The organism is Sphingobium sufflavum, from assembly GCF_021403115.1.
Classification (GTDB): domain Bacteria; phylum Pseudomonadota; class Alphaproteobacteria; order Sphingomonadales; family Sphingomonadaceae; genus Sphingobium; species Sphingobium sufflavum.
The window spans coordinates 184,576-207,658 of record NZ_JAJSSH010000010.1 but is presented as its reverse complement, the minus strand read 5'-3'; the positions used below and the strand labels follow the sequence as shown (position 1 = coordinate 207,658).

Genomic DNA, 23,083 nt, shown 5'->3' with positions numbered 1-23,083 from the left:
GCATTGGCAGGACCGTCGCACTAGGGCTTTTCTGAGCCGGACATATTTCTGAAAAGCAAGAAGAGTAGAGCCTTGAGCGACACCGTTGCCCTCGCCGATCCATCGGACATCAGCCCCATCAACATCGTCGATGAGATGAAGTCGAGCTATCTCGACTACGCCATGTCGGTGATCGTTGCCCGCGCGTTGCCGGATGTGCGCGACGGCCTAAAGCCCGTGCACCGCCGCATCCTGTACGGCGCGCATGAAATGAACTTCACCTGGAACCGGCCATACCGCAAATCGGCGCGTATCGTCGGTGACGTGATGGGTAAATATCATCCGCACGGCGACAGTTCCATCTATGACGCGCTGGCGCGCATGACCCAGGACTGGTCGCTGCGCGTGCCGCTGATGGATGGTCAGGGCAACTTCGGCTCCATGGACCCCGACGCACCGGCGGCGATGCGCTATACCGAGGCGCGTCTGGCCAAGGTCACGTCAGTCGGCCTGCTCGACGACATCGACAAGGATACGGTCAACTTCACGCCCAACTATGACGGGTCGGAGAGCGAGCCGCAGGTTCTGCCCGCACGCTTCCCCAACCTGCTGGTCAATGGCGCGGGCGGCATCGCGGTGGGCATGGCGACCAACATCCCGCCACACAATCTTGGCGAAGTGCTGCGCGCCTGCAAGGCGTATATGGACAATGGCGCCATCACCATCGAGGAATTGATGGAGATCGTGCCCGCGCCCGATTTCCCGACCGGCGCGCTGATCCTGGGTCAGGGCGGCGCACGCAACGCCTATCACACCGGGCGCGGCTCCGTCATTATGCGCTCGCGCCATGTGATCGAGAAAGCCCGCGGCGACCGCGAATCCATCGTACTGACCGAAATCCCCTTCCAGGTCGGCAAGTCCGGTCTGGTGGAGAAGATCGCGGAGGCCGCCAAGGACCGCCGGATCGAGGGCATCTCCGACATTCGCGACGAGTCGAACCGCGACGGCGTCCGCATCGTCATCGAACTGAAGCGCGACGCCACGCCGGAAGTGGTGCTGAACCAGTTGTGGCGGCACACCCCGGCGCAGTCGAGCTTCCCCGCCAACATGCTGGCGATTCGCAGCGGCCGCCCCGAACTGCTCAACCTGCGCGACATCATCGAGGCGTTCGTCCGCTTCCGTGAAGAGGTCATCACCCGCCGCACCAAGTTCGAACTGGCCAAGGCCCGCGAGCGCGCCCACATCTTGCTGGGCCTCGTCATCGCCGTCGCCAATCTGGACGAGGTGGTGAAGATCATCCGGGGTTCGTCCAGCCCGGCGGAAGCGCGCGAGCGGTTGATGGCGCGCGAATGGGATGCGAGCGAGATCGCCCCCTATGTGCGCTTGATCGAAGCGGATGAGGCGACCATCGCGGGCGGCATCTACAAGCTGACTGAGGTTCAGGTTCGCGCCATCCTCGATCTGCGCCTGCATCGCCTGACCGCACTGGGCCGGGACGAGATCGGTGGCGAGTTGTCGGAACTGGCCACCGCCATCGAGGGTTTCCTCGCGATCCTGGGCAGCCGCGTGCGCCTGTTCGAGATCATGCGCGAGGAATTCGACGCGATCGAGAACGAGTTCGCCACCCCCCGCAAATCCACCATCGCCCCTGCCGCCGACGGCATCGAGGACGAGGATCTGATCGAGCGCGAGGACATGGTCGTCACCGTGACCATGGCCGGCTATATCAAGCGCACCACGCTCGACAGTTTCCGCGCGCAGAACCGCGGTGGCAAGGGCCGCGCAGGCATGGCGACCAAGGATGAGGATGTCGTGACGGAGATGTTCGTCACCTCCACCCACAATCCGGTCCTGTTCTTCTCCACCCATGGCAAGGTTTACCGCCTGAAGGTCTGGCGCCTGCCCGAAGGTGGCCCCGCCACGCGCGGGCGGCCGATGGTCAACATCCTGCCGCTGGCGGAGGGAGAAACCATCCAGACCGTCCTTGCCCTGCCGCAGGATGAGGCGGAGTGGAAAGACCTGCACGTCATGTTCGCCACGGCCAAGGGCAATGTCCGCCGCAACAGCATGGACGCCTTCGCCAACATCCCGTCGAACGGCAAGATCGCCATGAAGTTCGAGGGCGACGACGCGGACGACAGGTTGATCAGCGTGGCCCTGCTCAGCCATGAGGACGATGTATTGCTCGCGACCCGCAAGGGCCGGGCGATCCGCTTCCAGGCCGACGATGTGCGCGAGTTCCAGAGCCGCAACTCGACCGGCGTGCGCGGCATGAGCCTGAAGGACGGGGACGAGGTCATCTCCCTCTCCATCCTTCACCGCATCGGAACCACGTCGGAAGAGCGCGAGGATTATCTGCGCTTCGCCCCTTGGAAGCCCGACCGCGAAGGCGAACCCTCGCTGGAGGCGGAGCGTTTCGACGACATGGTCAAGCGCGAGGAGTTCATCCTCACCATCTGCGCCAATGGCTATGGCAAGCTGTCGTCCGCCTATGAATATCGGCGTACCAATCGCGGTGGTCAGGGCATCACGAACATCGACAATATCGCCCGCAACGGCCTTGTCGTCGGCTCCTTCCCCGCGACGCGCGGCGACCAGTTGATGCTGGTGACGGATCAGGCGAAGCTCATCCGCATAGGACTGGACAGCCTGCGCGTGATCGGCCGCGGATCGGCGGGCGTGCGCCTGTTCGACGTGGCTGATAATGAGCATGTGGTGAGCGCCGCCAAGATCGGCGAGAGCAGCGAAGACGACGCCGAAGTCGTCACGGAAAGCAAAGCGACGTCCGAAGGCGGTGCTACGGCTGGGGACAGCGAAGGCTGATGCATATCCTCCCCTTCACCGGGCCTTGGCGTCGGGGTGAAGGGGAAGAGCTATGATCTGTTCCGGTCACTCCGGCTAATGTTGCGGGCCGGGGTCCGCCACGAAACAGGACAGACTCTCTGTGCATGGCCACAGACCATCACGCACTGCGCGTCTGTCACTCCCCCATCAGGCCCCGCACATGGAGGGCCAGTTCCACCGTCGCGTCATGGCAATCGGCAAAGGGCATGCCGAACGCCGGTCGGTCGAAATATTCTATCGTCAGCGCCCCATCATAACCAATAGCGTCGAGCCGCCCCAGCACCGCCGCAAAATCGACCGCCCCTGCCGGATCATCAAGGCGCAACTGCGGTTGCCCGCCGCCACCCTGCCGTAACTGGACATGGGCAGCATGCTCCAGCAGGATCAGCGGATCCTCCCCCCAGCCCGCGACATGCCCGGTATCGACAGCCAGCCGCAGCCCCGGCACCGCCGCCAGCATCGCGCGCACGCTCGCGATACTATCCACCACACTCCCGGCCAGAGGTTCCAGCAGACAGCCCGGCGCCGCGCGAAACGCCGCCACACAAGCGTCCCATTGCCCCTCGCCCTGCGCAAAGGCCGGACACATGGTCCATCCCGCGACCGGGATCGGCGCAGCGATGGCGATGCCGATGGGCAGCGCCAGCGTCGCCGGGTCCACGCCCAGCATCACATCAACATGATCGAACCCCAATGCCCGCGCCCGCACTGACGCCGCGCCCGGACCGTCCGGCTCGAACGGATGGCAGGTGGTGCCCAGCCTGTGTCGTCCCATCACCCGCTCCCTCCGTTGCCGCTAAAGCAGCACATGCACCTTGCTCTCCGCATTGGGACCGCGCAGTTTTTCGAACATGGCGGGCATTGCGGACAGAGGAATATCGTTGCTGATCAGCGCCTTTGGGTCGGCATGTCCCTTGTCCATCTGATCCGCGACATAGAGGAAATCGCGCATCGCATAGCCTACGACAAACTGCATGGTCGCGCATTTATAGGACGCCATGGCGGGCATCACAGGATCGGGACTGGTGCAGAAGCCCAGCGAGACTATCCGCCCAAACAACCCGACATGGCTCAGCGCCTTACCCAACATGCCCGGACTGCCGACACACTCATAAACCAGAACGGGCGGGCCACCCAACGCCTCTGCCACCGCGCCGACCTCCCCATCGCCATAGGGGATGAAGGCGTCTGCCCCCATGTGCAGCGACAGGTCGCGTCGCCGCTCCGACCGGGACATGGCGACGATGCGCCCCGCGCCCAGCCGTCGCGCCCAATAGATGGCATAGAGGGCCACCGTGCCGCCGCCCAGCACCAGCACACGGTCGCCGGGCGTGATGCGCGACAGGCGCACGCCATAGAGGCTGATCGCCATAGGCTCGATCAGCGCCCCGTCGGCCAGTGACAGCGTGTCGGGTAGCTTTACCGCCACGCGGGCGGGCACCCGCGCCAGTTCAGCAAAGCCCTGCGTCACCCCGCCCTGATGACGGCACAGCACATGATTGCCATGGGCGCCACTGCACGGATCGCAACTCAGCGACGGCAGCACCGCGATCCTGTCACCGACACGATACCCCTCCACATCGCGGCCCAGCGCCACAACCTCGCCCGCATATTCATGGCCGAACTGGCCGGGACCATAGTCCCACGCCTCCCCTTTGGTCATCGACAGGTCGGTCCCGCAGATGCCGCAGCGATGGACCCGGATCAGCAATTCGCCGGGGCTGGGTTCAGGATCGGGAAAATTCTCGATGAGGATGGGCCTACCCTGCCCCGGATACCAGGCCCCCTTCATGCTGTCTTTCCTTCCCGCAGGCCGAACCGTTCGACATAATCGCCGAACCGCTCCCGGATCGCTCCCTCCGTCAGGCCGAAATCCCCGACGGAATAGCGATGTGCGCCATGGGCGGATTCCGGGTCGGCGGCGATGCGCTCGGCCATGGCGGCGCGGACAGGCTCCGACAGGTCCAACCCGGCAAAGCCATAGATGCGGTCGATGACCGTCATCGGGTCGCGGTGAAGGTCGCCTTGCACCACATCGAGGATCTGCGCACCATGGGTCGCCCTCACCGCCTCCGACCGGCGGATGGCCCGCGCCCATTTCTCGGTCTCGCGCATGCCCATGATCGGTGCGCGCAACGCCGCCGGGCTATCCTCCATCAGCGCATGGCCGCGCATCAGCAGCGAGCAAAGCGAAGGCACCGCCTTGGCCGGGTCGCGGTGGGTCAGCACCACCTTCGCGTCGGGGAAGATGGCAAAGACGATGTCCAGATTGTCGACATGGCCGGGATTCTTGAGCAGCCACCTCTTGTCTGGCGCATCCGCCCCGATCAACTGATACAGGCTGCGCAACCATCGGTAGGAGGCCAATTCGCTCTGATTCTGCCACCACAGGTCATAGCTGGGCGCGGACCATCCGCAATTCCACAGGTTGGAGACGAAACCCTGCCGCAGCAGTCCCAGGCACTCGTCCACCTCCTCCGACGCCATGGCATGGGCGGCAAACTTGTCCGGCGTCGCGGCATAGCGTTCCGCCAGCCGGGCGACGGCATCCTGAAACAGCGGGTTCGCGTCCCATGTGTCGCGCGGCGGACGCACCATGGGGGAGTCCATCAGCCAGCCCTGCAAACCCTGAAACTGCGGGTCGACCGCCATCAACTTGTGCAGCGCGGTCGTGCCGGTGCGGGGGATACCGGTGATGATGACCGGCGCCAGCATCGGTACCGCGTCAAAGCCGGGCCGTTCCTTCATCGCCCGTACGGCGTGGGCGCGGGCCGCCAGTGTGTTCACCACCGATCCCCACGCTATGGCTCGCCCTCGCTCCGTAAAACTGGGATCATAGTCCATGGAGAGTAGCAGGATCCGCAGCCCCTCCTGATAATCGTCCGGCCCGAAATCGTCGGCCCCATATTTGGCAGCGGCCAGTTCGTGCGCCAGGTCCGCCGCCCGTGCGAAACGGGTAGGCGGTGCTATTCTGTCTTCCAGTCCCTGCATGGCGATTACCAGCGGCGGCGGCGCTGGCAGGCTCGGACGCGGCGGCGCAGTTCGTCCGCCCGCTCCTCCGCCGTCACGACCGGCGTGTCCGGCGGCAGATGGTCGCGCAGCGCCGCCAGCTTGACCCGCGTGATGGTGGGCAGGGGCTCGCTGTCACAATCATACCAGCGGCCATAGATTCCGCCCTCCTTATACCCTGCCGGGTCCAGCCAGTTCGGCACGCCGGGATCGGTCAGGGAGATGATGGCGCGGAACTTCCCATCCGACGACACTGTCGCCATCGCGCCATTGGTGCTGCTGGTGCGGTAGACATATTCGAGCGCGTTGAAATAGGGATCGTTGAGCTGGATATTCCAATACGGCGCATGGCCTGGAATCTCCGTCTCGATCACCAGCGCCTCATCCTCCTCAAACTGGAAACAGGCGGGCCAATACACCTGCTTGGCCAGCGCACCCTTCATGCGGATCGGCTGAAAGACATTGAAGCCCACCGCATCCTTCACCGCATTTTGCAACCGGTAATAGCTTTTGGTCTTACGCATCGGAAATTTCGCCATTTCCTGAATACGCGCCACGATGTCCGCCTGCGTCAGCCGTGGCTTGGGACCGACCGGGTCCAGACATTCGATGGACAGCACCGGGTCCACTTCCCGCTCCCAGTCATACATGCGAAAGCGGGTAAACAGGCCCGTCGCCTCCGGGTGTATCGGCGCCCAATTGCCGTGATGCCCGGCAGGACGCTCTGCACTGAAGAGTATCTCGAAATCGCCATTGGGTTCGAATACGATGTCGGCATCGTCAATCTCGTTATGACCGCCGATCATGCTGATATCGTCCACCATGCCCGACATGTGCCGCTGGCTGGTGAAGCTCAAGATATGCACCGTTCCCCGGTTGCCGCTGACCCGATAGCTGAGATCGCCCCGGATCGGGCTGTAGGTGTAGATATCGTCCGGGTTGGGTTGCAACGTGTAGACCGGGTTCCACAACGGCGACCAGTCGGGATGCTCCGGCGTGGCATGGAAATAGGCGAAATAGCTGTAGGAGAAACTCGCCATCGTCTGGCGGTACACGTCCGCCCGATAGGTGGGATCGTCCGGGTGCCAGGTGTTGGCCAACTCGCCGACCGCCCCCTCCAGATCGGTGAGATATTCCAAGATCGTAGGACCGATGCCGCTCATGCCAATGCCTCGCCAAATCGTGAAACCGCTGAGGGGCAACCAGGCACTGCCGCGCCGACTACATCCTCTTTGCGTGAAGAACACACCAGCCTGCCCGGCCGACTCATATGATAGTATTCACTATCTTTATTGCTGGCAAGTCCCATGGAACGCCCATCATAGATCGGCGATGCCACCCATATCGGGGCCGCCAGCCACCGCCAAAGTCTCCCCGCTGATATAGGATGCGGCGTCGCTGGCCAGGAAGACGATGGCCGCCGCTACCTCCTCCGGCGTCCCCGCACGGCACAACGGGACGGAAGGTACGCCTGCCGCCATGTCGATCCCCGCCTCATCCCACGCCGCCCGCGCCAGTTCGGTCGCGATCATGCCGGGTGCGACGCAGTTGCAGCGTATACCATATCGCCCCCACTCGGCGGCGGTGACGCGGGTGAACATCTGGAGCGCCGCCTTGGACGCGGCATAATGCGCCCCGCCCTTCACCCCATGCACCCCCGCCATGGACGAGATATTGACGATAACACCTGATTTTTGCGTGATAAAATGCCGACCTACTTCGCGCGTCGCAAAATAGGCGGCGGTGGCGTTCAGATCGAAACTCCGCTCCCACAGTTTCGTCGAAATCTCGGTCAGCGGAATCATGCGCGTGCCGCCTGCATTGTTGACGAGGATGTCGACACGCCCCAGCCTCGCCACGCAGGCCTCCACCAGCGCGACGACCTGTTCCTCCTCCCGCACATCGGTCGGCACGGCGATGCATCGTCGGCCCGTGGCATCCGCAATGGCCTTCGCGGCCTCCCCCAGCGGCGCCGCGCTGCGGCTGGCGATCGCCACATCTGCGCCCATTTGAGTCAACAGCAACGCGGTCGCCCGACCGATCCCGGTTCCGCCCCCGGTCACGATGGCGACACGGCCGCTCATGTCCATGCCCGGCACCATCATTCGGCACGCTGCGGAGTCTTGCGCATCCTCATCCTCCTCGCCGGACCGCCATCGCGGACTCGATCCACAAGATAGTATGCGCTATCAGTAAGACCGACAAGCGACAGCAAGGGAAAGCACCACCTCATGACTTCGACCAGCGACGCGTCCGTCCGCCGCAAAAGACGAACGCCGGAGGAGATCATGGACCGCATCACCCGCGCGGCGGAGGAGGAATTCACCCAGTCCGGCTTCTCCGGCGCGACCACTGCCGCCATTGCCCGGCGCGCCGATGTAACGGAGGCGCAGCTCTTTCGCTATTTCGCGTCCAAGGCCGACCTGTTCCGGGAGGCGATCTTCACGCCCCTCAACCGGCACTTCACCGATTTCCTGGCTACCCAGATCGCGAGCGCCGATGATCGCGCCACGATGCGGGAGAGCGCGCACCGCTACATCACGGAATTGCAGGAGTTTTTGACCGGCCACAGCCGCATGCTGCTCTCGTTGGTGGTGGCGCAGACCTATGCGCCGGGGTCGATGCAGGGGGTCAGCGAGATCGACAGCCTGACCGCCTATTTCGACCGGGGCGCAGCGACCATGAAACGCAGGCTGGGCGCGGAAGAGATACGGGTCGCGCCAAAGCTGATGGTCCGCGTATCCTTCGCGGCGGTGCTGGCCTGCGTGATGTTCCGCGACTGGATGTTCCCGCCCGGCCTTGCGGATGAAGCCGCCATCAACGAAGCCATCGTCGATTTCGTGCTCGACGGGATCAGCGCCAATGGTGGAGCCTATCGCTGAGATTAGCCCGCCATCTTATTGGTCTAGCTTATGAAATGGGAAAATCCTGCTACAGATAGGGAAGAGGCAAGGCAGAGCAGATGATAGGAAAATGGCCAGATGACGCCCTAGCATCATCTGGCCATTTTCCATTTTTCCAGCCCTTTGGCGGGGCAACCCCTTAACGGGGGAGGTCGGTCTTGCCCATCAGGTGTAGGTCGACCGCGCGGGCGCACTGGCGGCCCTCACGGATCGCCCAGACAACCAGGCTCTGACCGCGACGCATGTCGCCGCAGGTGAAGATGCCTTCCTGGCTGGTGGTATAGTCGGTCATGTTGGCCGCGACATTGCCGCGCGCGTCCAGCGCGACATTCGCCTGCTCGATCAGGCCGGTCTGGATCGGACCGACAAAGCCCATGGCCAGCAGCACCAGATCCGCCTTCAGCGTGAATTCGCTGCCGGGTACTTCCTGCATCTTGCCGCCGACCCATTCGACGCGCGCACATTCCAGGCCGGTGAGCTGGCCGTTCACGCCGATGGCCCGCTTGGTCACGACCGCGAAATCGCGCTCGGCGCCTTCTTCATGACTGGAGGATGTCCGCAGCTTGAGCGGCCAGTGCGGCCAGCTTGCGGCCTTATCTTCCTTCAGCGGCGGCTTGGGCATGATCTCCAACTGGGTCACGGATGCCGCACCATGGCGGTTGGACGTGCCCACGCAGTCTGAGCCGGTGTCGCCGCCACCGATGACGACGACATGCTTGCCCTTGGCCGAGATGGTGCCACGCGGTGCCGCGCGCAGCTCCTCATCGCCTGCATTGCGCTTGTTCTGCTGGGTCAGGAACTCCATCGCAAAGCGAACGCCGGTCAGCTCATAGCCGGGGATTTCCAGCGGGCGCGGCTTTTCTGCGCCACCCGACAGGACCACCGCGTCGAAATTCTCGCGCAGCGAATCCACCGACACCTGAACGCCGACCTCCACGCTGGTTTTGAAGCTCACACCCTCCGCTTCCATCTGGACCAGACGGCGGTTGATGAGATGCTTCTCCAGCTTGAAGTCGGGGATGCCATAGCGGAGCAGGCCGCCCATCCGGTCGTTCTTTTCGAACAGGGTCACGCTATGCCCCGCGCGCGCCAACTGCTGCGCACAGGCCATGCCCGCCGGGCCGGACCCGACGACGGCGATGGACTTGCCGGTCTTCACCCGCGCCTGCTGCGGCACGACCCAGCCTTCGTCGAAGCCCTTGTCGATGATCGCACATTCGATCGACTTGATCGTGACTGGCGTATCCTCGATGTTCAGCGTGCACGCCGCCTCGCACGGGGCGGGACAGATGCGGCCGGTAAACTCCGGGAAGTTGTTCGTGCTGTGAAGCACTTCCAGCGCGTTCTTCCAGTCATCCTCATAAACCAGATTGTTCCAGTCGGGGATGATATTGTTCACCGGACAGCCATTATGGCAGAACGGAATTCCGCAGTTCATGCACCGCGCCGCCTGATCCTTCAGGGCCGGTTCGGTCAGCGGAACGACGAACTCGTTCCAGTTCTTCAGCCGGTCCTCGGCCGGGAGATAGGTGCGCTCCTTGCGCTCGATCTCCAGGAAACCCGTAGCTTTTCCCACTACTTATACTCCGATCATTCAGCCGCGATGGTCGCGGTGGCGAGGCGCTCGGCCTCTTGATTCTGCAAGGCGCGGCGATAGTCGCGCGGCATGACCTTGACGAACTTGCCCAGCGTGGCCTGCCAGTCGTCCAGCAGGGCGCGCGCTCGCACGCTGCCGCTGTACAGATGGTGCCGCTCCAGCAGGATACGCAGGCGTTCCGCGTCGTGGCGCAGCATGTCGCCCATGCCATTGTTGTTCACGCCATTGGACCGCTGCGTTGGGCGGCCAGAGCCGTCCTCCTCGTCACGGGCCGCGTCGATCGTCTCGACATCGACCATGGCGAGGTTGCAGCGTTCACGGAACAGGCCATCCTCGTCATAGACATAGGCGATGCCGCCCGACATGCCTGCCGCGAAATTGCGGCCGGTCATGCCCAGCACCGTCACCACGCCGCCGGTCATATATTCGCAGCCATGATCGCCGGTGCCCTCGACCACCGCGACCGCGCCCGAATTGCGGACCGCGAACCGCTCGCCGCCGACGCCATTGAAATAGGCCTCGCCCGCGATGGCGCCGAACAGGACCGTATTGCCGACGATGATGTTCGCTGACGGATCACGTTCCACATTCACCGGGGGACGCACAATCACGCGGCCACCCGACAGCCCCTTGCCGACATAGTCATTGGCGTCGCCGGTCAGTTCCAGCGTGACGCCATGCGCCAGGAACGCACCGAAGCTCTGCCCTGCAACACCCTGCAAACGCACGGTAATGCTGTTGTCGGGCAGGCCGGCATGGCCATAACGCTTGGCAACTTCACCGGAAAGCATCGCGCCCACGGTGCGGTTGATGTTCACCACCTTGCGCTCGATCTGCACCGGCGCACCATTGTCGAGTGCGGGCAGGGCCGCCGCGATCAGCTCATTATCGAGCGCATGCTCCAGCCCATGATCCTGCGTTCCCGTATTATACAGGCTGTTACCGAACGCTGGCGGCGCTTGATAGAGCAGCTTGGTCAGGTCGACGCCATGCGCCTTCCAATGGGTGATCGCCTTCTTCATGTCGACCCGGTCGACCCGGCCCACCATCTCCTCCAGCGTGCGGAAGCCCATCTCCGCCATGATCTGGCGCAGTTCCTCGGCAACGAAGAAGAAATAGTTGATGACATGTTCCGGCTGGCCGGTGAAGCGCGCGCGCAGGACCGGGTCCTGGGTCGCCACGCCGACCGGGCAAGTGTTCAGATGGCATTTGCGCATCATGATACAACCCGCTGCAATCAAAGGTGCCGTGGCAAAGCCAAACTCCTCCGCGCCCAGCAGAGCGCCGATCGCCACGTCGCGGCCGGTCCGCAGGCCGCCATCGACCTGCACCACGATGCGCGAGCGCAGACCGTTGAGCAGCAGCGTCTGCTGCGTCTCCGCCAGGCCGATCTCCCACGGGCTGCCCGCGTGGGTCAGCGAGGTCAGCGGGGATGCACCCGTGCCGCCTTCATAACCCGAAATGGTAACATGGTCCGCCCGCGCCTTCGACACGCCCGCCGCGACCGTACCCACGCCCACTTCGGACACGAGCTTCACGGAGATGCGCGCGCCGGTGTTGACGTTCTTCAGGTCGTGGATAAGTTGCGCCAGATCCTCGATCGAATAAATGTCATGATGCGGCGGGGGCGAGATCAGGCCCACGCCCGGCGTGGAGTGCCGGGTTGCGCCGATGGTCTTGTCCACCTTGTCACCGGGCAACTGGCCACCCTCGCCGGGCTTTGCGCCCTGCGCCATCTTGATCTGGATGTCGTCAGCGTTGACCAGATATTCGGCGGTGACGCCGAAGCGACCCGACGCGACCTGCTTGATCGAGGAGCGCATGGAATCGCCGTTCGGCATCGGCTTGAACCGCACCGGGTCTTCGCCGCCCTCGCCCGTGTTCGACTTGCCGCCGATGCGGTTCATCGCCACGGCCAGCGTGGTGTGCGCTTCCCAGCTGATCGAGCCATAGCTCATCGCGCCGGTCGCAAACCGCTTGACGATGTCCACGGCGGGTTCGACTTCGCTGATGTCCAGCGGCTTGTCCGCCTTCTTCAGGTCCATCAGGCCGCGAATGGTCAGCATCCGCTCCGCCTGCTCGTTGATCGAGTGAGCGAACTCGGCGTAGCGGTCCTGGCTGTTGCCGCGAACGGCATGTTGCAGGTCCGCGATGCTGGTCGGCGTCCAGGCATGCTCCTCGCCACGCACGCGATAGGCATAGGCCCCGCCCACATCCAGCATGTTGCGATAGATGGGGTTGTCGCCATAGGCAGCCGCATGACGGCGCACCGTCTCCTCGGCCACTTCGTCGAGGCCGATGCCTTCGATGGTCGTCGCGGTGCCGGTGAAATATTTGTCCACGAACGCCGTCGACAGGCCGATGGCGTCGAAAATCTGCGCGCCGCAATAGCTCTGGTAGGTCGAGATGCCCATCTTGGACATGACCTTCAGGATGCCCTTGCCGACCGCCTTCACATAGTTTTTCTGCACGTCATAGGCACTGACGGGCAGGTTCTGGCGAACGCGGATCTGTTCCAGCGTGTCGAACGCCAGATAGGGATTGACCGCCTCCGCGCCATAGCCCGCGAGCGCGCAGAAATGATGCACTTCGCGCGCCTCGCCCGTCTCCACGACCAGGCCGGTCTGCATGCGCAGGCCCTGCCGGACGAGGTGATGGTGCACGGCTGCCGTGGCGAGCAGTGCAGGCATGGCGATGCGATAGGCGCCCTGCGCCCGGTCCGACAGGATCAGGATGTTCTTATCGGCCAGCACGGCCTCGGTCGCGACCCAGCACATCTCCTTGATGGCCTGCTGCAAACCGGCGGCGCCGGTTGCGGCATCCCAGGTGATGTCGATCGTCGCGGTTCGGAACGCACCGTCGAGCGATGCCTCCGCCGAGCGGATCTTCGCCAGGTCGGTGTTGGTCAGGATCGGCTGATCCACCTCCAGCCGCCGATGCGTGCCCGCCTGACGGCCCAGCAGATTGGGACGCGGGCCGATCATCGACACCAGCGACATGACCAGTTCCTCGCGGATCGGATCGATGGGCGGGTTCGTGACCTGCGCGAAATTCTGCTTGAAATAGTCGTAGAGCAGCCGCGACTTGCTGGACAGCACAGCGATAGGCGTATCGGTGCCCATCGACCCGATCGGGTCTTCGCCGTTGCGCGCCATCGGCTCCAGGAATTTCTGCGTGTCTTCCTGGGTATAGCCGAACGCCTGCTGACGGTGCAGCAGGCTGTCGGGATCGTTGGGCAGGTGGTGCGCGTCCTGCGCCTCCACGACTTCCAGATCCTTCAGCTTATACTGGTTCTGGTCCAGCCACTTGGCATAGGGCTTGGCGGAGGCAAGGCTGGCCTTGATCTCCTCATCCTCGATGATGCGACCCTCTTCCATGTCGATGAGCAGCATCTTGCCGGGCTGGAGCCGCCATTTGCGGTCGATATTCTCCTCCGGGATCGGCAGAACGCCGGATTCGGAGGCGCACACGACAAAGCCATCCTTCGTGACGATGAAGCGCGCAGGACGCAGGCCATTGCGGTCCAGCGTCGCGCCGATCTGGCGTCCGTCGGTGAAGGCCACGGCGGCGGGGCCGTCCCATGGCTCCATCAGCGCGGCATGATATTCGTAGAACGCCTTGCGCGCGGGGTCCATCAGCGGATTGCCCGCCCAGGCTTCCGGCACCAGCATCATCATCGCATGGACGAGGCTGTATCCGCCCGCGACCAGCAGTTCGAGGGCGTTGTCGAGGCACGCCGTATCCGACTGACCGTGCGGGATGATCGGCCACATCTTGTCGAGGTCGGCGCCCAGCAGCTCCGATTCCATCGCACGGCGGCGCGCGTTCATCCAGTTGACGTTGCCGCGCACCGTGTTGATCTCGCCATTATGGGCGATGTAACGATAGGGGTGCGCCAGCTTCCAGCTGGGGAAGGTGTTGGTCGAGAAACGCTGATGCACCAGCGCCAGCGCCGATGTGCACAGCGGGTTCGACAGGTCGGTGTAGAAGCTGCCGACCTGACCCGCGAGCAACAAGCCCTTATAGACCACCGTGCGCGTCGACATGGACGGCATGTAGAAATCGGGCAGGCCGGGCAGGTTATGTTTGGTGCCCAGATCGTCGATCGGGTTCAGCGTCTGCTTGCGGATGACCAGCAGCTTGCGCTCGAACGCATCCTGATCGGCGCAATCCTCGCCGCGGCCGATGATGGCCTGACGGATCGTCGGCCTCTCGTCCAGCACGGTCTGGCCCAGGCCATCCAGGTTCACCGGCACGTCGCGCCAGCCGATCAGCGTCTGGCCTTCCTTGGCGATCAGCTTCTCGAAATGCGAGACGGCGAAATCGCGCGAGGCGTCATCGCGCGGCAGGAAGCACATGGCGACGCCATAGTCGCCCGGCTGCGGCAGCGTCAGTCCAGCGCCCGTCGCCCAGTCGCGCAGCAGCGCGTCCGGAATCTGGATCAGGATACCCGCGCCATCGCCCAGAAGCGGATCGGCGCCCACCGCACCGCGATGGTCGATATTGATCAGGATCTGGAGGCCGTGCTGGACGACCTCGTTGGACTTTTCCCCACGAATATTCGCAATGAAACCGACGCCGCAAGCGTCATGCTCGTTGCGCGAATCGTACAAACCCTGGTTTGCCGGATAACTCATCCCGCGTCTCATCCTCCGTATCGACCCTGACGGATCGGTTCTTTAAGCGTGCGCGCTATACATAATCGGGGCCGCGAGGGAAGACTCGATTGCGGCCGAGTTTCCACGTGCCATCGCGACCGTTCTTCATAGAACGGCTGGCCCGGTTCTGCAAATTTGCACGCAACGCGCGGCGGACGGCCTGTTTTGGGGCCTGTCCGCCGCAGATAGTATCGCGAAAAACGGTAACAGAGGAGAATTATTTCGGGACGCCCCGCGCGCCTTTCCCCCACAGGAAATGCGACAGTCGGAGGGAACGGGGGACGCCCGCGCCCTCCTGCCCCTTCTCCTGTCGCCAGAGGCCCCTGTCGCTACATCTGCTTCTGGAGCAGAAAGATGGCCCCGTCATGCTTGCCATGCGCCGGATGGGGCGCGGCGCTCAGCATCACCGCCATCGTCTCGATTCCGCCCGCCTGCAACTTGGCCGGGATGGTGAAGGGGATGCGGTCGTTCAGCATCTTCTCTATGGCGTCCGCCACGTCGGTCCGCACCGACGTATGGAACAGCGAGGACAGGCGCATGCCTGCGATCTTCACCGGATCGGTCTGTACCAGGTCGGCCAGCGCCTGTGACGCGGTGGCGATCACGCCGCGCGCATTGATCGTCCCCCGCGCCAGGCCGGGCAGCGCATCCATCAGATCTTCATAGGCGTCGGCAACGGCATAGCGATCCCGCACCAGCGTCTGAGCCGTGGTCTCGTCCGCAAAGATCGCGACCCCCTCGGCATGGCGCTCGACCTTCACATGATAGGTCCGCGGCGGCGCATTCACCGTATCCACGTCCAGCGTTTCGGTGATGCCGGTCTGCCCCACCCGTTCCACCGCGCGCAGGACGAACTGATAACGCTGGTCCGCGATCAGGCTGGACAGCGACGTTCCATGCACATCCTCGTCTCCGACGCGCAGCGCATGGCGGGCCGCCGAGTTGATCCGTACGATCTGAAGGTCGCCGTCCGTCATGATGACCAGTGTCGGGATCGTGTCGAGGATCATGGCCAATGCGACCCTGTCCTGCTCACTTCCCCCTGCCCCCGCCTTCGCCAGCCGATTGAGATAGTCGGTGGTGATGAGCGACCACGCCGGGCGACCATGGTTGAGGATATGGATCGGCTCGCTCCCCGCGTTGCGGGCATAGGCGCCGAAATTTCGGACAAAGGCGGTCGCGCTGACAACTTTACCGGGCAGTCTCTCCAAGAACATGGTCGTCCCCTTTCGCTGAAGAACGCATAATTTATGTAATCCATTGAAAATGTTGGCAAATACAATTGGAACCATAAACCATCCATTTCCGCCATGTTGCAATGCAGCAAAAAAATGCGCCGGAAAAGCGCGGCCTTTCTTCTCCGTTTTGGTGTAATCCGATTAACCATGCGGCTCCCGTCACGCCCGCGACCTTTCGGATTATCCGCAAACATCAGGAAAATGCGGGTCGCGCCGCCCTTACTCTACCCGGTCATAATCGCCCGTTCCTGACAGACGGCCTGTCGCGGACGGAGCGAAGATAATGATTCATGGCGAAACGGGTGCGATCACCCACCCAGCTTCCCGGCGACGTCCGGCGCGACGGGCTGTTCAGAGGCTTGCGGTGGGAATGCCGCTGATCCTGGCCGTGACAGGCATGGTGGGGATCGGCCTGCCCGCCCCCGCACAGGCCGAAGTGGTCGGCGCCTGTTCCGGCGTGCGCCTGCCCCGTTCGGTGGTGACGGACATCGTCGGCGATGTGCTCGTGCCGGTGCTCGGCCCGGTCGAGTCGCTGCTCAATCTGCTTGCCCCGGTCAACCTCGGCCTCACCTCCACCCTGTCCAATATCGCGAGCGGCGCACCCATCACCCTGGGGGCCATCGACATCAATGGTGGAGAGGTCGACCTGCTCACCGATCCGGGCTGCAACAGCCAGGCGGACAGCTTCGGTCTCTCGACACCGCGCGGCCTCTCCATCGGCGGGAACAGCATCACCGGTCTCGGCCAGACGGGCATGGGGGCGAGCGCCGGGGCGCTGGACGCCATCGCCATCGGCGACCTTGCCAGCACCGCAACAGGGGCCAGTCGCGCCATTGCGCTGGGCGCGGGCGCATCCGCCACCCATGCGGGCAACGTGGCGCTGGGCGCCGGGTCACTCGCCACCGGGGCGAGCTTGGGCACCAGCGCCTATCTGGTCGGCGGCACCGCAGCGGCGGAGGTCAACGTCGGCGCGCGGCGTATCACCGGACTCGCCGCCGGCGCGCAGCCAACCGACGCGGTCAATGTGGCCCAGCTTACCGCGGTCCATGACGCGGTGACGGGCATCGCCGCCTCCGCCGTCCACTATGACGGCAGCGCGCGCGATCTCGTCACCCTGCAAGGAACCAGCGGCACCCGAATCACCAATGTCGCGGCAGGCGCCGTCGGCGCGAACAGCAGCGATGCGGTGAACGGCGCGCAACTTCACGCCACCAATGGCGCAGTGGCGCAACTCGGCCTGGACCTCTCCGTGCTGGATAACAGCGCGGTGAAATATCAGGACAGCAGCCGCACCGTCGTCCGTTTCAGCGGGACCAGCGGCACGCGCCTCTCCAACGTCGCGGCGGGCATAGCGGATGACGATGCCGTCACGGTCGCGCAACTCACCGCCGTCTCGACCAGCGTCTCCACTATGCGCAACGACGCCCTGCTCTACGACAGCAGCGTCAACGCCTATAGTGCGGCGCGCGGCGGAGTGGACCAGCAGCTGACCGGCGTGGCGGACGGCGTGGTCGCCGCCGGGTCGCGCGATGCGGTCAATGGCGCGCAACTGGCCGCCACCAATGACGCCGTGGCCCGCACCGGCCAGCGCTCGGCCGCCGCCGCCGCCAGCACCGCCGCACACTTTGGCGGCGGGTCGACGGTGCAGGCGGACGGCAGCCTCTCCGCGCCCGCCTATGCCCTCGCCACCGTGGGCGCGGACGGGACGACCGGCTCCGCCACCTACACCAATGTCGGCGATGCGCTGGGCAGCCTCGGTGCCAGCGTCACCAACATCAACCAGCGGGTCGATGCCGTGGCGACAGTCAGCGAACGGGCTGTCACCTATGACGGCGCGGTGGGCGGCGACCGCGACACTGTGACCTTTGCGGGCCATCAGGGCACTCGCCTCACCAATGTTCGCGCGGGCGGTGTCAGCGCGACCTCCACCGACGCGGTGAATGGCGCGCAACTCCACGCCACCAACGTCCAGCTCGCCAGCAACACCACCATCGTCAACGCCCTGCGCGACGGCACCGACGGCTTCGTGCAGGTCAACAATACAGCCGCCTTCGCCAAACCCGCCGCAACCGGCGCGAACAGCATCGCCGCAGGTGCAGGCGCGGCGGCATCGGGCGAACACGGCACCGCTCTGGGCACACAAGCGCAGGCACTGGCGACGGGCAGCGTCGCCGTCGGCTATGGCTCTGTCGCCGACCGGGCCAACAGCCTCTCCGTCGGCAGCGTGGGGGCAGAGCGGCAGGTCACGAACGTCGCCGATGGCAGCAGCGCCACCGATGCGGTCAACATGCGCCAGTTGATGGACGGCATGAGCCGCGGCCTCCTGACCGCCAACGCCTATACCGATCGCCGTTTCGCGCAATTCGGGCAGGAGCTCCACGGCCTGCGCCGCGATGCGGAGGCGGGCACCGCGTCCGCCATGGCCCTTTCCGCCATCCCGCAGCCGATCGAGGCCGGACGCAACATGATCGGCGTCGGCACCAGCGTCTGGCAGGGCGAAACCGCCATCGCCATGGGCTTCTCCCGCGCGTCGGACAATGGCCGCCTGATCCTGAAGGCCGGGGCGACTTACAACAGCCGGCAGCAGGGCGGTGCGAACGCGGGTGTCGGCCTGGCCTTCTGAGGCTCAGGCTCGTCCCGCGCTCAGCCCCTGTTACGGTCAGACGTTGCCGAAGCGGGCGATCACGGCCAGGAATGCCTGCCCATAGGCTTCCCGCTTGCGCGCGCCGACGCCGGTGATGTGGGACAGGTCCACTTCCGACCGGGGCCGCTGGAGCGCCATGTCGCGCAGAGTGCTGTCATGAAAGATGACATAGGGCGGCACCCCCGCTTCCTTCGCCAGGTCGCGGCGGCAGGCGCGCAGCGCGTCGAACAGCGGATCGTCGACCGGATTGGCTTCCGCACCGCTCCCCCGCTTGCCTCGCCGGGCGCGGGCGGGCGGCAGGACCAGCGACACCGGCTCCTCCCCGCGCAGGAAGGGTCGCGCCGCCGGACCCAGCGTCAACCCGCCATGCTCGTTCGTCTCCAGCGCATCGCGGACCATCAGGGCGCGCGCGACCGGCTTGATGAGCGCCATCTCCTCGCCCTCGATGATGCCGAAGACGGACAGCTTGTCATGCTGGCGCTGGCTGATCTTGTCATTGGTGCGCCCGGTCAGCACCGCCTCGATATGGCCCAGCCCAAAACTCTGCCCGGTGCGGAACACGGCGGACAGCAGCTTTTGCGCGGTCACGGTCGCGTCCACGCTGGCGGGTGGTGACAGGCAATTGTCGCAATTGCCGCAGGTCGGCGGCGGATTCTCGCCAAAATGGCGCAGCAGCACGGCCCGTCGGCACGCCCCCGTCTCCACCAGATGGCCCAGCGCGCCGATCCGCGTCCGCTCCCCCTGCTGGCGGCTCTGCTCCACCTCCGAAATCCGCTGGAAGGCGCGGGCGAAGTCCTCCGCCCCCCACAACAGGGTTGCCATCGCGGGTTCGCCGTCACGCCCCGCGCGACCGCTTTCCTGATAATAGCTTTCGATGCTCTTGGGCAGTCCCGCATGGACGACGAAGCGCACGTCCGGCTTGTCGATGCCCATGCCGAACGCAACGGTCGCGACCATCACCATCTCCTCACTGGCGAGGAAGGCGGACTGGTTGGCGGCGCGCACCTCCGGCGGCAGGCCCGCATGATAGGGCAGCACCGGCCGCCCGCCCTTGCCCAGCGTCTCCGCCAGCTTCTCCGTCGCCGCGCGCGTGGTCGCATAGACGATGCCCGCGCCCGGATTGGCGGACAGCACATCACCGATCTGCCCGGTCAGCCCGTCGCGCGGCTGCACCGCATAGCGGATGTTGGGCCGGTCGAAGCCGGAGATGACCAGCCCTTCCTCCGGCAATCCCAACTGCACCAATATGTCGGCGCGGGTATGGGCGTCGGCGGTGGCGGTCAGCGCCAGGCGTGGCACATCCCCGAACGCATCCAGCAAGGGCCGCAACAGCCTGTAATCCGGCCGGAAATCATGCCCCCATTCGGAAACGCAATGTGCCTCGTCGATGGCGAACAGGCAGATTTTCGCTTGGGAGAGCAGGTTGCGGAACCCCTCCCCGCTCGCCCGCTCCGGCGCGACATAGAGGAGGTCGAGTTCGCCCGCCCGCAGCCGATCCTGTGTCTCGCGCCAGTCATTGTCGGCGGAGGTCAGGCTGGCCGCGCGGATGCCCAGCGCCCGCGCCGACCGCAACTGGTCATGCATCAGCGCGATCAGCGGCGAGACGACAACGCAGCATCCCTCCATCGCGACCGCCGGCAATTGGTAGCAGAGCGACTTGCCCGCACCGGTCGGCATGATGGCCAGCGTGCCCCGCCCCGCCAGCACCCGATCGACGACCTGATGCTGGACCCCGCGAAACTGCTCGAATCCGAAAATATCATGGAGAAGGCGGTGGGGATCGGCGTGCATCGTGCGGGCTATAGGGCCGCAGTCCCGCCGGGGAAAGCTCAGTAGTCGATCAGGTCCAGATAGGCGATGACGTCATTGTCCGTCGCGATGAACAGGCCGTCCTGCACCTCCTCCGGCTCCAGCGCCGCGATCTCCAGCGCCTCCGTCATGGAGCCATAGAAGAGGGTGGTCGCCGCCCCCTCGTCCCCGTCCAGATGATAGAGGCGCACGGACACGCTATCCCCCGTGGACCGCATCAGGCGTCTCCTTCCCGTTTCGCGCCGTCGATCCGGCGCACCAGCCGCTCCGCCTCGATCCGGTCCCGCTCTTTCTCGCCCTTTGTCCGGCCAAACTTGGCGCGATTCTGCTCGGCCAGCGTGGCATCATCGGCGCGCTTGCGGGCCTTGCGCGCGGTGCGCAGGTTGATGATCTCGGCCATTCACTGCCCCTCGATATGGACCGCCAGCCAGACGGTCGGCGGATCGGCCTGCGTCCAGGTCACGCGGTGCCGGACATGGGCCGGTATCAGCAGCGCATCGCCGGGCGTCAAGGCCCTCTCGCCGTCCCCCTCGATCCACAACCGGGCGCTTCCGGCGATCAGCAGCACCCACTCGTCATCCGGCTGGTCATAGGGCGCATCCTCTGGCGTCACCTGCCCGGCGGAGACGATTCGCTCGATCCGCAGGCCGGGACGGGCGAGCAACTGCGTAAAGACCTCCGCCGTGGAGGCATCGGGCAGAGGGGCGAGGATGTTGGAGGCCATGCCCCCTCCCTACGCCCTGCCCGGCAGAGATCAACCTCTTCCCTCTTCGCCCGATCTACTCCGGTTCGCCGGCCGCCGTCGCCAGCGTCCGGCGCGACTCCGGCGTCGCCGCCGCCACGCGCGGCATGGCGAACAGGAACAGCACGATCACCACCGGCACCAGCAGCATCAGGCTGAACAGCCCCGCCTGCAACGATCCGGTCAGCGCGCTGACCTTGCCCGCCCAATAGGGACCGGCCCCGCTCGACACCACGATGGCGAAAAGGGAGAAGGCCGACGCCGCGGCACCCCGCATGCGCGGCAGCACCAGATCCTGCCCCAGCGCGGCGAACGCCCCGCCCCATAGCGACGAAAAGAAGGCAAAGCCCACGAACGCCGCCAGAAACACCGTGGAACCGGACGCCAGCAGCATCACCACCAGAAACGGCAATTCCCCGATCAGGCTGAACAGCGCGACCCAGATCGGCGCACGCCGATCCCGCAGCTTGATCCGGTCGGTCAGCCATCCCCCGAACAATACGCCCGCCACCGCCGCCGCGGCATGCAGCAAGCCCAGCGACACGCCCGCCTGCACCGGACTGAGCGCGAAGGTCCGCATCGCATAGGGCGCGGCCCAGATATTCACGCCGCCCCCGATACAGCCGAGCAACGCGGCCCCCAGCATGGTCAGGATGAACGTGCGGCAGCCAAAGGTCAGCGCGAACAGCGGCCGGTCGCGGATTTTCTGCACCTGTCCCCATGTCACGACCGCATAGATGCCGATGCTTGCCGCCACCCATTGCGCCACGTCGCCGGTCAGCCAGACAAGTCCGGCCGCCACCACTGTAACGATTGCAATCAACCGCAGATTGCCCAGCATCTCAGCCGGACCGCCGATCCGCTTGATGGTGAACAGGGTGAAGGGCGGCAGCGAAGCGGCCAGTTCGGTCACGACGATACGCACCACCGACTGTCCGTCCGACTTCGGCTCGAACGGCTCTTTCACGCCCAGCAGCAGAAGGGCCAGCGGGATACCCGGCAGGCCGACCAGAATCAGCGCCGCCTGCCACCCGGCCACGTCGCATGCGCCCGCCAGCGGCACCGCCTGGCAATAGTCGCCCCAATGCTGGACGATCAGCCCGCCCAGGATCATCGCCCCCGCACTGCCCAGGAAGGAGCCGGAGAGATAGACCGCCAGCGCCATCGCCCGGTTGCGCGGCGGGAATATGTCGCTCAGCAGCGCGTGCGAGCAGGGGTTGGCCGTCGCCTCCCCCACGCCCACGCCGATCCGCGCCGCGCTCAGCCACAGGAAATTGGTCGCCGCCCCGCCCAGCGCGGTCATGATCGACCACAGCGCAACACCGAACGCCATCAGCTTGCGGCGGCTCACCCGGTCCGCGATCCGCCCCATGGCTATGCCAACCACCGCATAGAAGACCGCGAACGCCGTGCCGAGCAGGAAACCGAGCTGCGCATCGTCCAGCTTCAGGTCGGCCTTGATCGACTGGGCCAGGATGGAGAGGATATAGCGGTCGAGATAGTTGAGCAGGTTGGCGCCCGCCACCACGGCCAGCGCATACCAGGCATAGCGGGGAATGGCGGCGCGACCGGCCTCCCCTGCGCCGTCGTCCACCGTTACCGGCTCCCTGTGCGCCTCGCTCGCCATGCTATTCTCCTGTCTCGTCTGTTCTGATTATGC

General features: G+C 65.0%; 16 protein-coding genes. 3 read left to right on the top strand and 13 right to left on the bottom strand.

Going from position 1 to position 23,083, the window contains the following annotated elements; translation table 11 throughout:
- Positions 1–72 precede the first annotated feature (72 nt).
- Positions 73–2,802, top strand: coding sequence for a DNA gyrase subunit A (gene gyrA / locus LWE61_RS15490; protein ID WP_234151555.1), 2,730 nt, complete (start codon positions 73–75; stop codon positions 2,800–2,802).
- Between the two features lie 157 nt (positions 2,803–2,959).
- On the opposite strand, the gene LWE61_RS15485 is transcribed toward gyrA, so the two are convergent.
- From LWE61_RS15485 to LWE61_RS15465, 5 genes are all read right to left on the bottom strand, one after another.
- The gene (locus LWE61_RS15485; RefSeq protein WP_234151554.1) at positions 2,960–3,598 is read right to left on the bottom strand and encodes a sugar phosphate isomerase/epimerase family protein; all 639 of its coding nucleotides are present in this window, start codon (positions 3,596–3,598) and stop codon (positions 2,960–2,962) included.
- A 21-nt stretch (positions 3,599–3,619) separates the two neighbouring features.
- Complete coding sequence (locus LWE61_RS15480; protein ID WP_234151553.1) at positions 3,620–4,615, bottom strand: alcohol dehydrogenase catalytic domain-containing protein; 996 nt, start codon at positions 4,613–4,615, stop codon at positions 3,620–3,622.
- On the bottom strand, positions 4,612–5,814 hold the full coding sequence (locus LWE61_RS15475; protein WP_234151552.1) for a sulfotransferase family protein: 1,203 nt from the start codon (positions 5,812–5,814) through the stop codon (positions 4,612–4,614). Before LWE61_RS15475 ends, LWE61_RS15480 begins: the two co-directional genes overlap by 4 nt.
- 5 nt (positions 5,815–5,819) lie before the next feature.
- The gene (locus LWE61_RS15470) at positions 5,820–6,995 is read right to left on the bottom strand and encodes a DUF1214 domain-containing protein (RefSeq protein ID WP_234151551.1); all 1,176 of its coding nucleotides are present in this window, start codon (positions 6,993–6,995) and stop codon (positions 5,820–5,822) included.
- A 156-nt stretch (positions 6,996–7,151) separates the two neighbouring features.
- Complete coding sequence (locus LWE61_RS15465) at positions 7,152–7,916, bottom strand: SDR family NAD(P)-dependent oxidoreductase (protein ID WP_234151550.1); 765 nt, start codon at positions 7,914–7,916, stop codon at positions 7,152–7,154.
- A gap of 147 nt (positions 7,917–8,063) precedes the next feature.
- On the opposite strand from LWE61_RS15465, the gene LWE61_RS15460 reads away from it, so the two are divergent.
- Entirely contained in the window at positions 8,064–8,714 is a 651-nt protein-coding gene (locus LWE61_RS15460) for a TetR/AcrR family transcriptional regulator (protein WP_234151549.1), read from the top strand.
- 160 nt (positions 8,715–8,874) lie between these two features.
- Here LWE61_RS15460 and LWE61_RS15455 read toward each other — a convergent pair whose 3' ends face one another.
- The 3 genes from LWE61_RS15455 to LWE61_RS15445 all read right to left on the bottom strand — a co-directional run bounded on the left by LWE61_RS15455 (position 8,875) and on the right by LWE61_RS15445 (position 16,207).
- Positions 8,875–10,311, bottom strand: coding sequence for a glutamate synthase subunit beta (locus tag LWE61_RS15455; protein ID WP_234151548.1), 1,437 nt, complete (start codon positions 10,309–10,311; stop codon positions 8,875–8,877).
- Positions 10,312–10,325: 14 nt separating this feature from the next.
- The gene (gene gltB, locus LWE61_RS15450) at positions 10,326–14,969 is read right to left on the bottom strand and encodes a glutamate synthase large subunit (RefSeq protein ID WP_234151547.1); all 4,644 of its coding nucleotides are present in this window, start codon (positions 14,967–14,969) and stop codon (positions 10,326–10,328) included.
- A 350-nt stretch (positions 14,970–15,319) separates the two neighbouring features.
- On the bottom strand, positions 15,320–16,207 hold the full coding sequence (locus LWE61_RS15445) for a PAS domain-containing protein (protein WP_234151546.1): 888 nt from the start codon (positions 16,205–16,207) through the stop codon (positions 15,320–15,322).
- A gap of 391 nt (positions 16,208–16,598) precedes the next feature.
- On the opposite strand from LWE61_RS15445, the gene LWE61_RS15440 reads away from it, so the two are divergent.
- Positions 16,599–18,851, top strand: coding sequence for a YadA family autotransporter adhesin (locus LWE61_RS15440; RefSeq protein WP_234151545.1), 2,253 nt, complete (start codon positions 16,599–16,601; stop codon positions 18,849–18,851).
- A gap of 36 nt (positions 18,852–18,887) precedes the next feature.
- On the opposite strand, the gene recQ is transcribed toward LWE61_RS15440, so the two are convergent.
- The 5 genes from recQ to LWE61_RS15415 are packed head-to-tail and all read right to left on the bottom strand — an operon-like array spanning position 18,888 to position 23,050.
- Positions 18,888–20,663, bottom strand: a complete 1,776-nt coding sequence (gene recQ / locus LWE61_RS15435; protein WP_234151544.1) for a DNA helicase RecQ — start codon at positions 20,661–20,663, stop codon at positions 18,888–18,890.
- A gap of 38 nt (positions 20,664–20,701) precedes the next feature.
- Positions 20,702–20,899 carry a hypothetical protein gene (locus tag LWE61_RS15430; protein ID WP_234151543.1) on the bottom strand — a complete coding sequence of 66 codons (198 nt, stop codon included), beginning with the start codon at positions 20,897–20,899 and terminating at the stop codon, positions 20,702–20,704.
- Positions 20,899–21,081 (bottom strand): DUF4169 family protein, encoded by a 183-nt coding sequence (locus LWE61_RS15425; RefSeq protein WP_234151542.1) that lies wholly within the window; start codon positions 21,079–21,081, stop codon positions 20,899–20,901. The genes LWE61_RS15430 and LWE61_RS15425 overlap by 1 nt, the downstream gene beginning before the upstream one ends.
- The gene (locus LWE61_RS15420) at positions 21,082–21,405 is read right to left on the bottom strand and encodes a cupin domain-containing protein (RefSeq protein WP_234151541.1); all 324 of its coding nucleotides are present in this window, start codon (positions 21,403–21,405) and stop codon (positions 21,082–21,084) included.
- A gap of 55 nt (positions 21,406–21,460) precedes the next feature.
- Complete coding sequence (locus tag LWE61_RS15415) at positions 21,461–23,050, bottom strand: spinster family MFS transporter (RefSeq protein WP_234151540.1); 1,590 nt, start codon at positions 23,048–23,050, stop codon at positions 21,461–21,463.
- Positions 23,051–23,083: the final 33 nt, after the last annotated feature.

What these genes read in the sequence shown, in the direction of transcription:
- LWE61_RS15485 (WP_234151554.1), bottom strand. Translation starts at nt 3,598, where the DNA reads ATGGGACGACACAGGCTGGGCACCACCTGCCATCCGTTCGAGCCGGAC.
- LWE61_RS15475 (WP_234151552.1), bottom strand. Translation starts at nt 5,814, where the DNA reads ATGCAGGGACTGGAAGACAGAATAGCACCGCCTACCCGTTTCGCACGG.
- LWE61_RS15480 (WP_234151553.1), bottom strand. Translation starts at nt 4,615, where the DNA reads ATGAAGGGGGCCTGGTATCCGGGGCAGGGTAGGCCCATCCTCATCGAG.
- LWE61_RS15445 (WP_234151546.1), bottom strand. Translation starts at nt 16,207, where the DNA reads ATGTTCTTGGAGAGACTGCCCGGTAAAGTTGTCAGCGCGACCGCCTTT.
- LWE61_RS15470 (WP_234151551.1), bottom strand. Translation starts at nt 6,995, where the DNA reads ATGAGCGGCATCGGTCCTACGATCTTGGAATATCTCACCGATCTGGAG.
- recQ (WP_234151544.1), bottom strand. Translation starts at nt 20,663, where the DNA reads ATGCACGCCGATCCCCACCGCCTTCTCCATGATATTTTCGGATTCGAG.
- LWE61_RS15415 (WP_234151540.1), bottom strand. Translation starts at nt 23,050, where the DNA reads ATGGCGAGCGAGGCGCACAGGGAGCCGGTAACGGTGGACGACGGCGCA.
- gltB (WP_234151547.1), bottom strand. Translation starts at nt 14,969, where the DNA reads ATGAGTTATCCGGCAAACCAGGGTTTGTACGATTCGCGCAACGAGCAT.
- LWE61_RS15440 (WP_234151545.1), top strand. Translation starts at nt 16,599, where the DNA reads ATGCCGCTGATCCTGGCCGTGACAGGCATGGTGGGGATCGGCCTGCCC.
- LWE61_RS15420 (WP_234151541.1), bottom strand. Translation starts at nt 21,405, where the DNA reads ATGGCCTCCAACATCCTCGCCCCTCTGCCCGATGCCTCCACGGCGGAG.
- LWE61_RS15430 (WP_234151543.1), bottom strand. Translation starts at nt 20,899, where the DNA reads ATGCGGTCCACGGGGGATAGCGTGTCCGTGCGCCTCTATCATCTGGAC.
- LWE61_RS15425 (WP_234151542.1), bottom strand. Translation starts at nt 21,081, where the DNA reads ATGGCCGAGATCATCAACCTGCGCACCGCGCGCAAGGCCCGCAAGCGC.
- LWE61_RS15465 (WP_234151550.1), bottom strand. Translation starts at nt 7,916, where the DNA reads ATGAGCGGCCGTGTCGCCATCGTGACCGGGGGCGGAACCGGGATCGGT.
- LWE61_RS15460 (WP_234151549.1), top strand. Translation starts at nt 8,064, where the DNA reads ATGACTTCGACCAGCGACGCGTCCGTCCGCCGCAAAAGACGAACGCCG.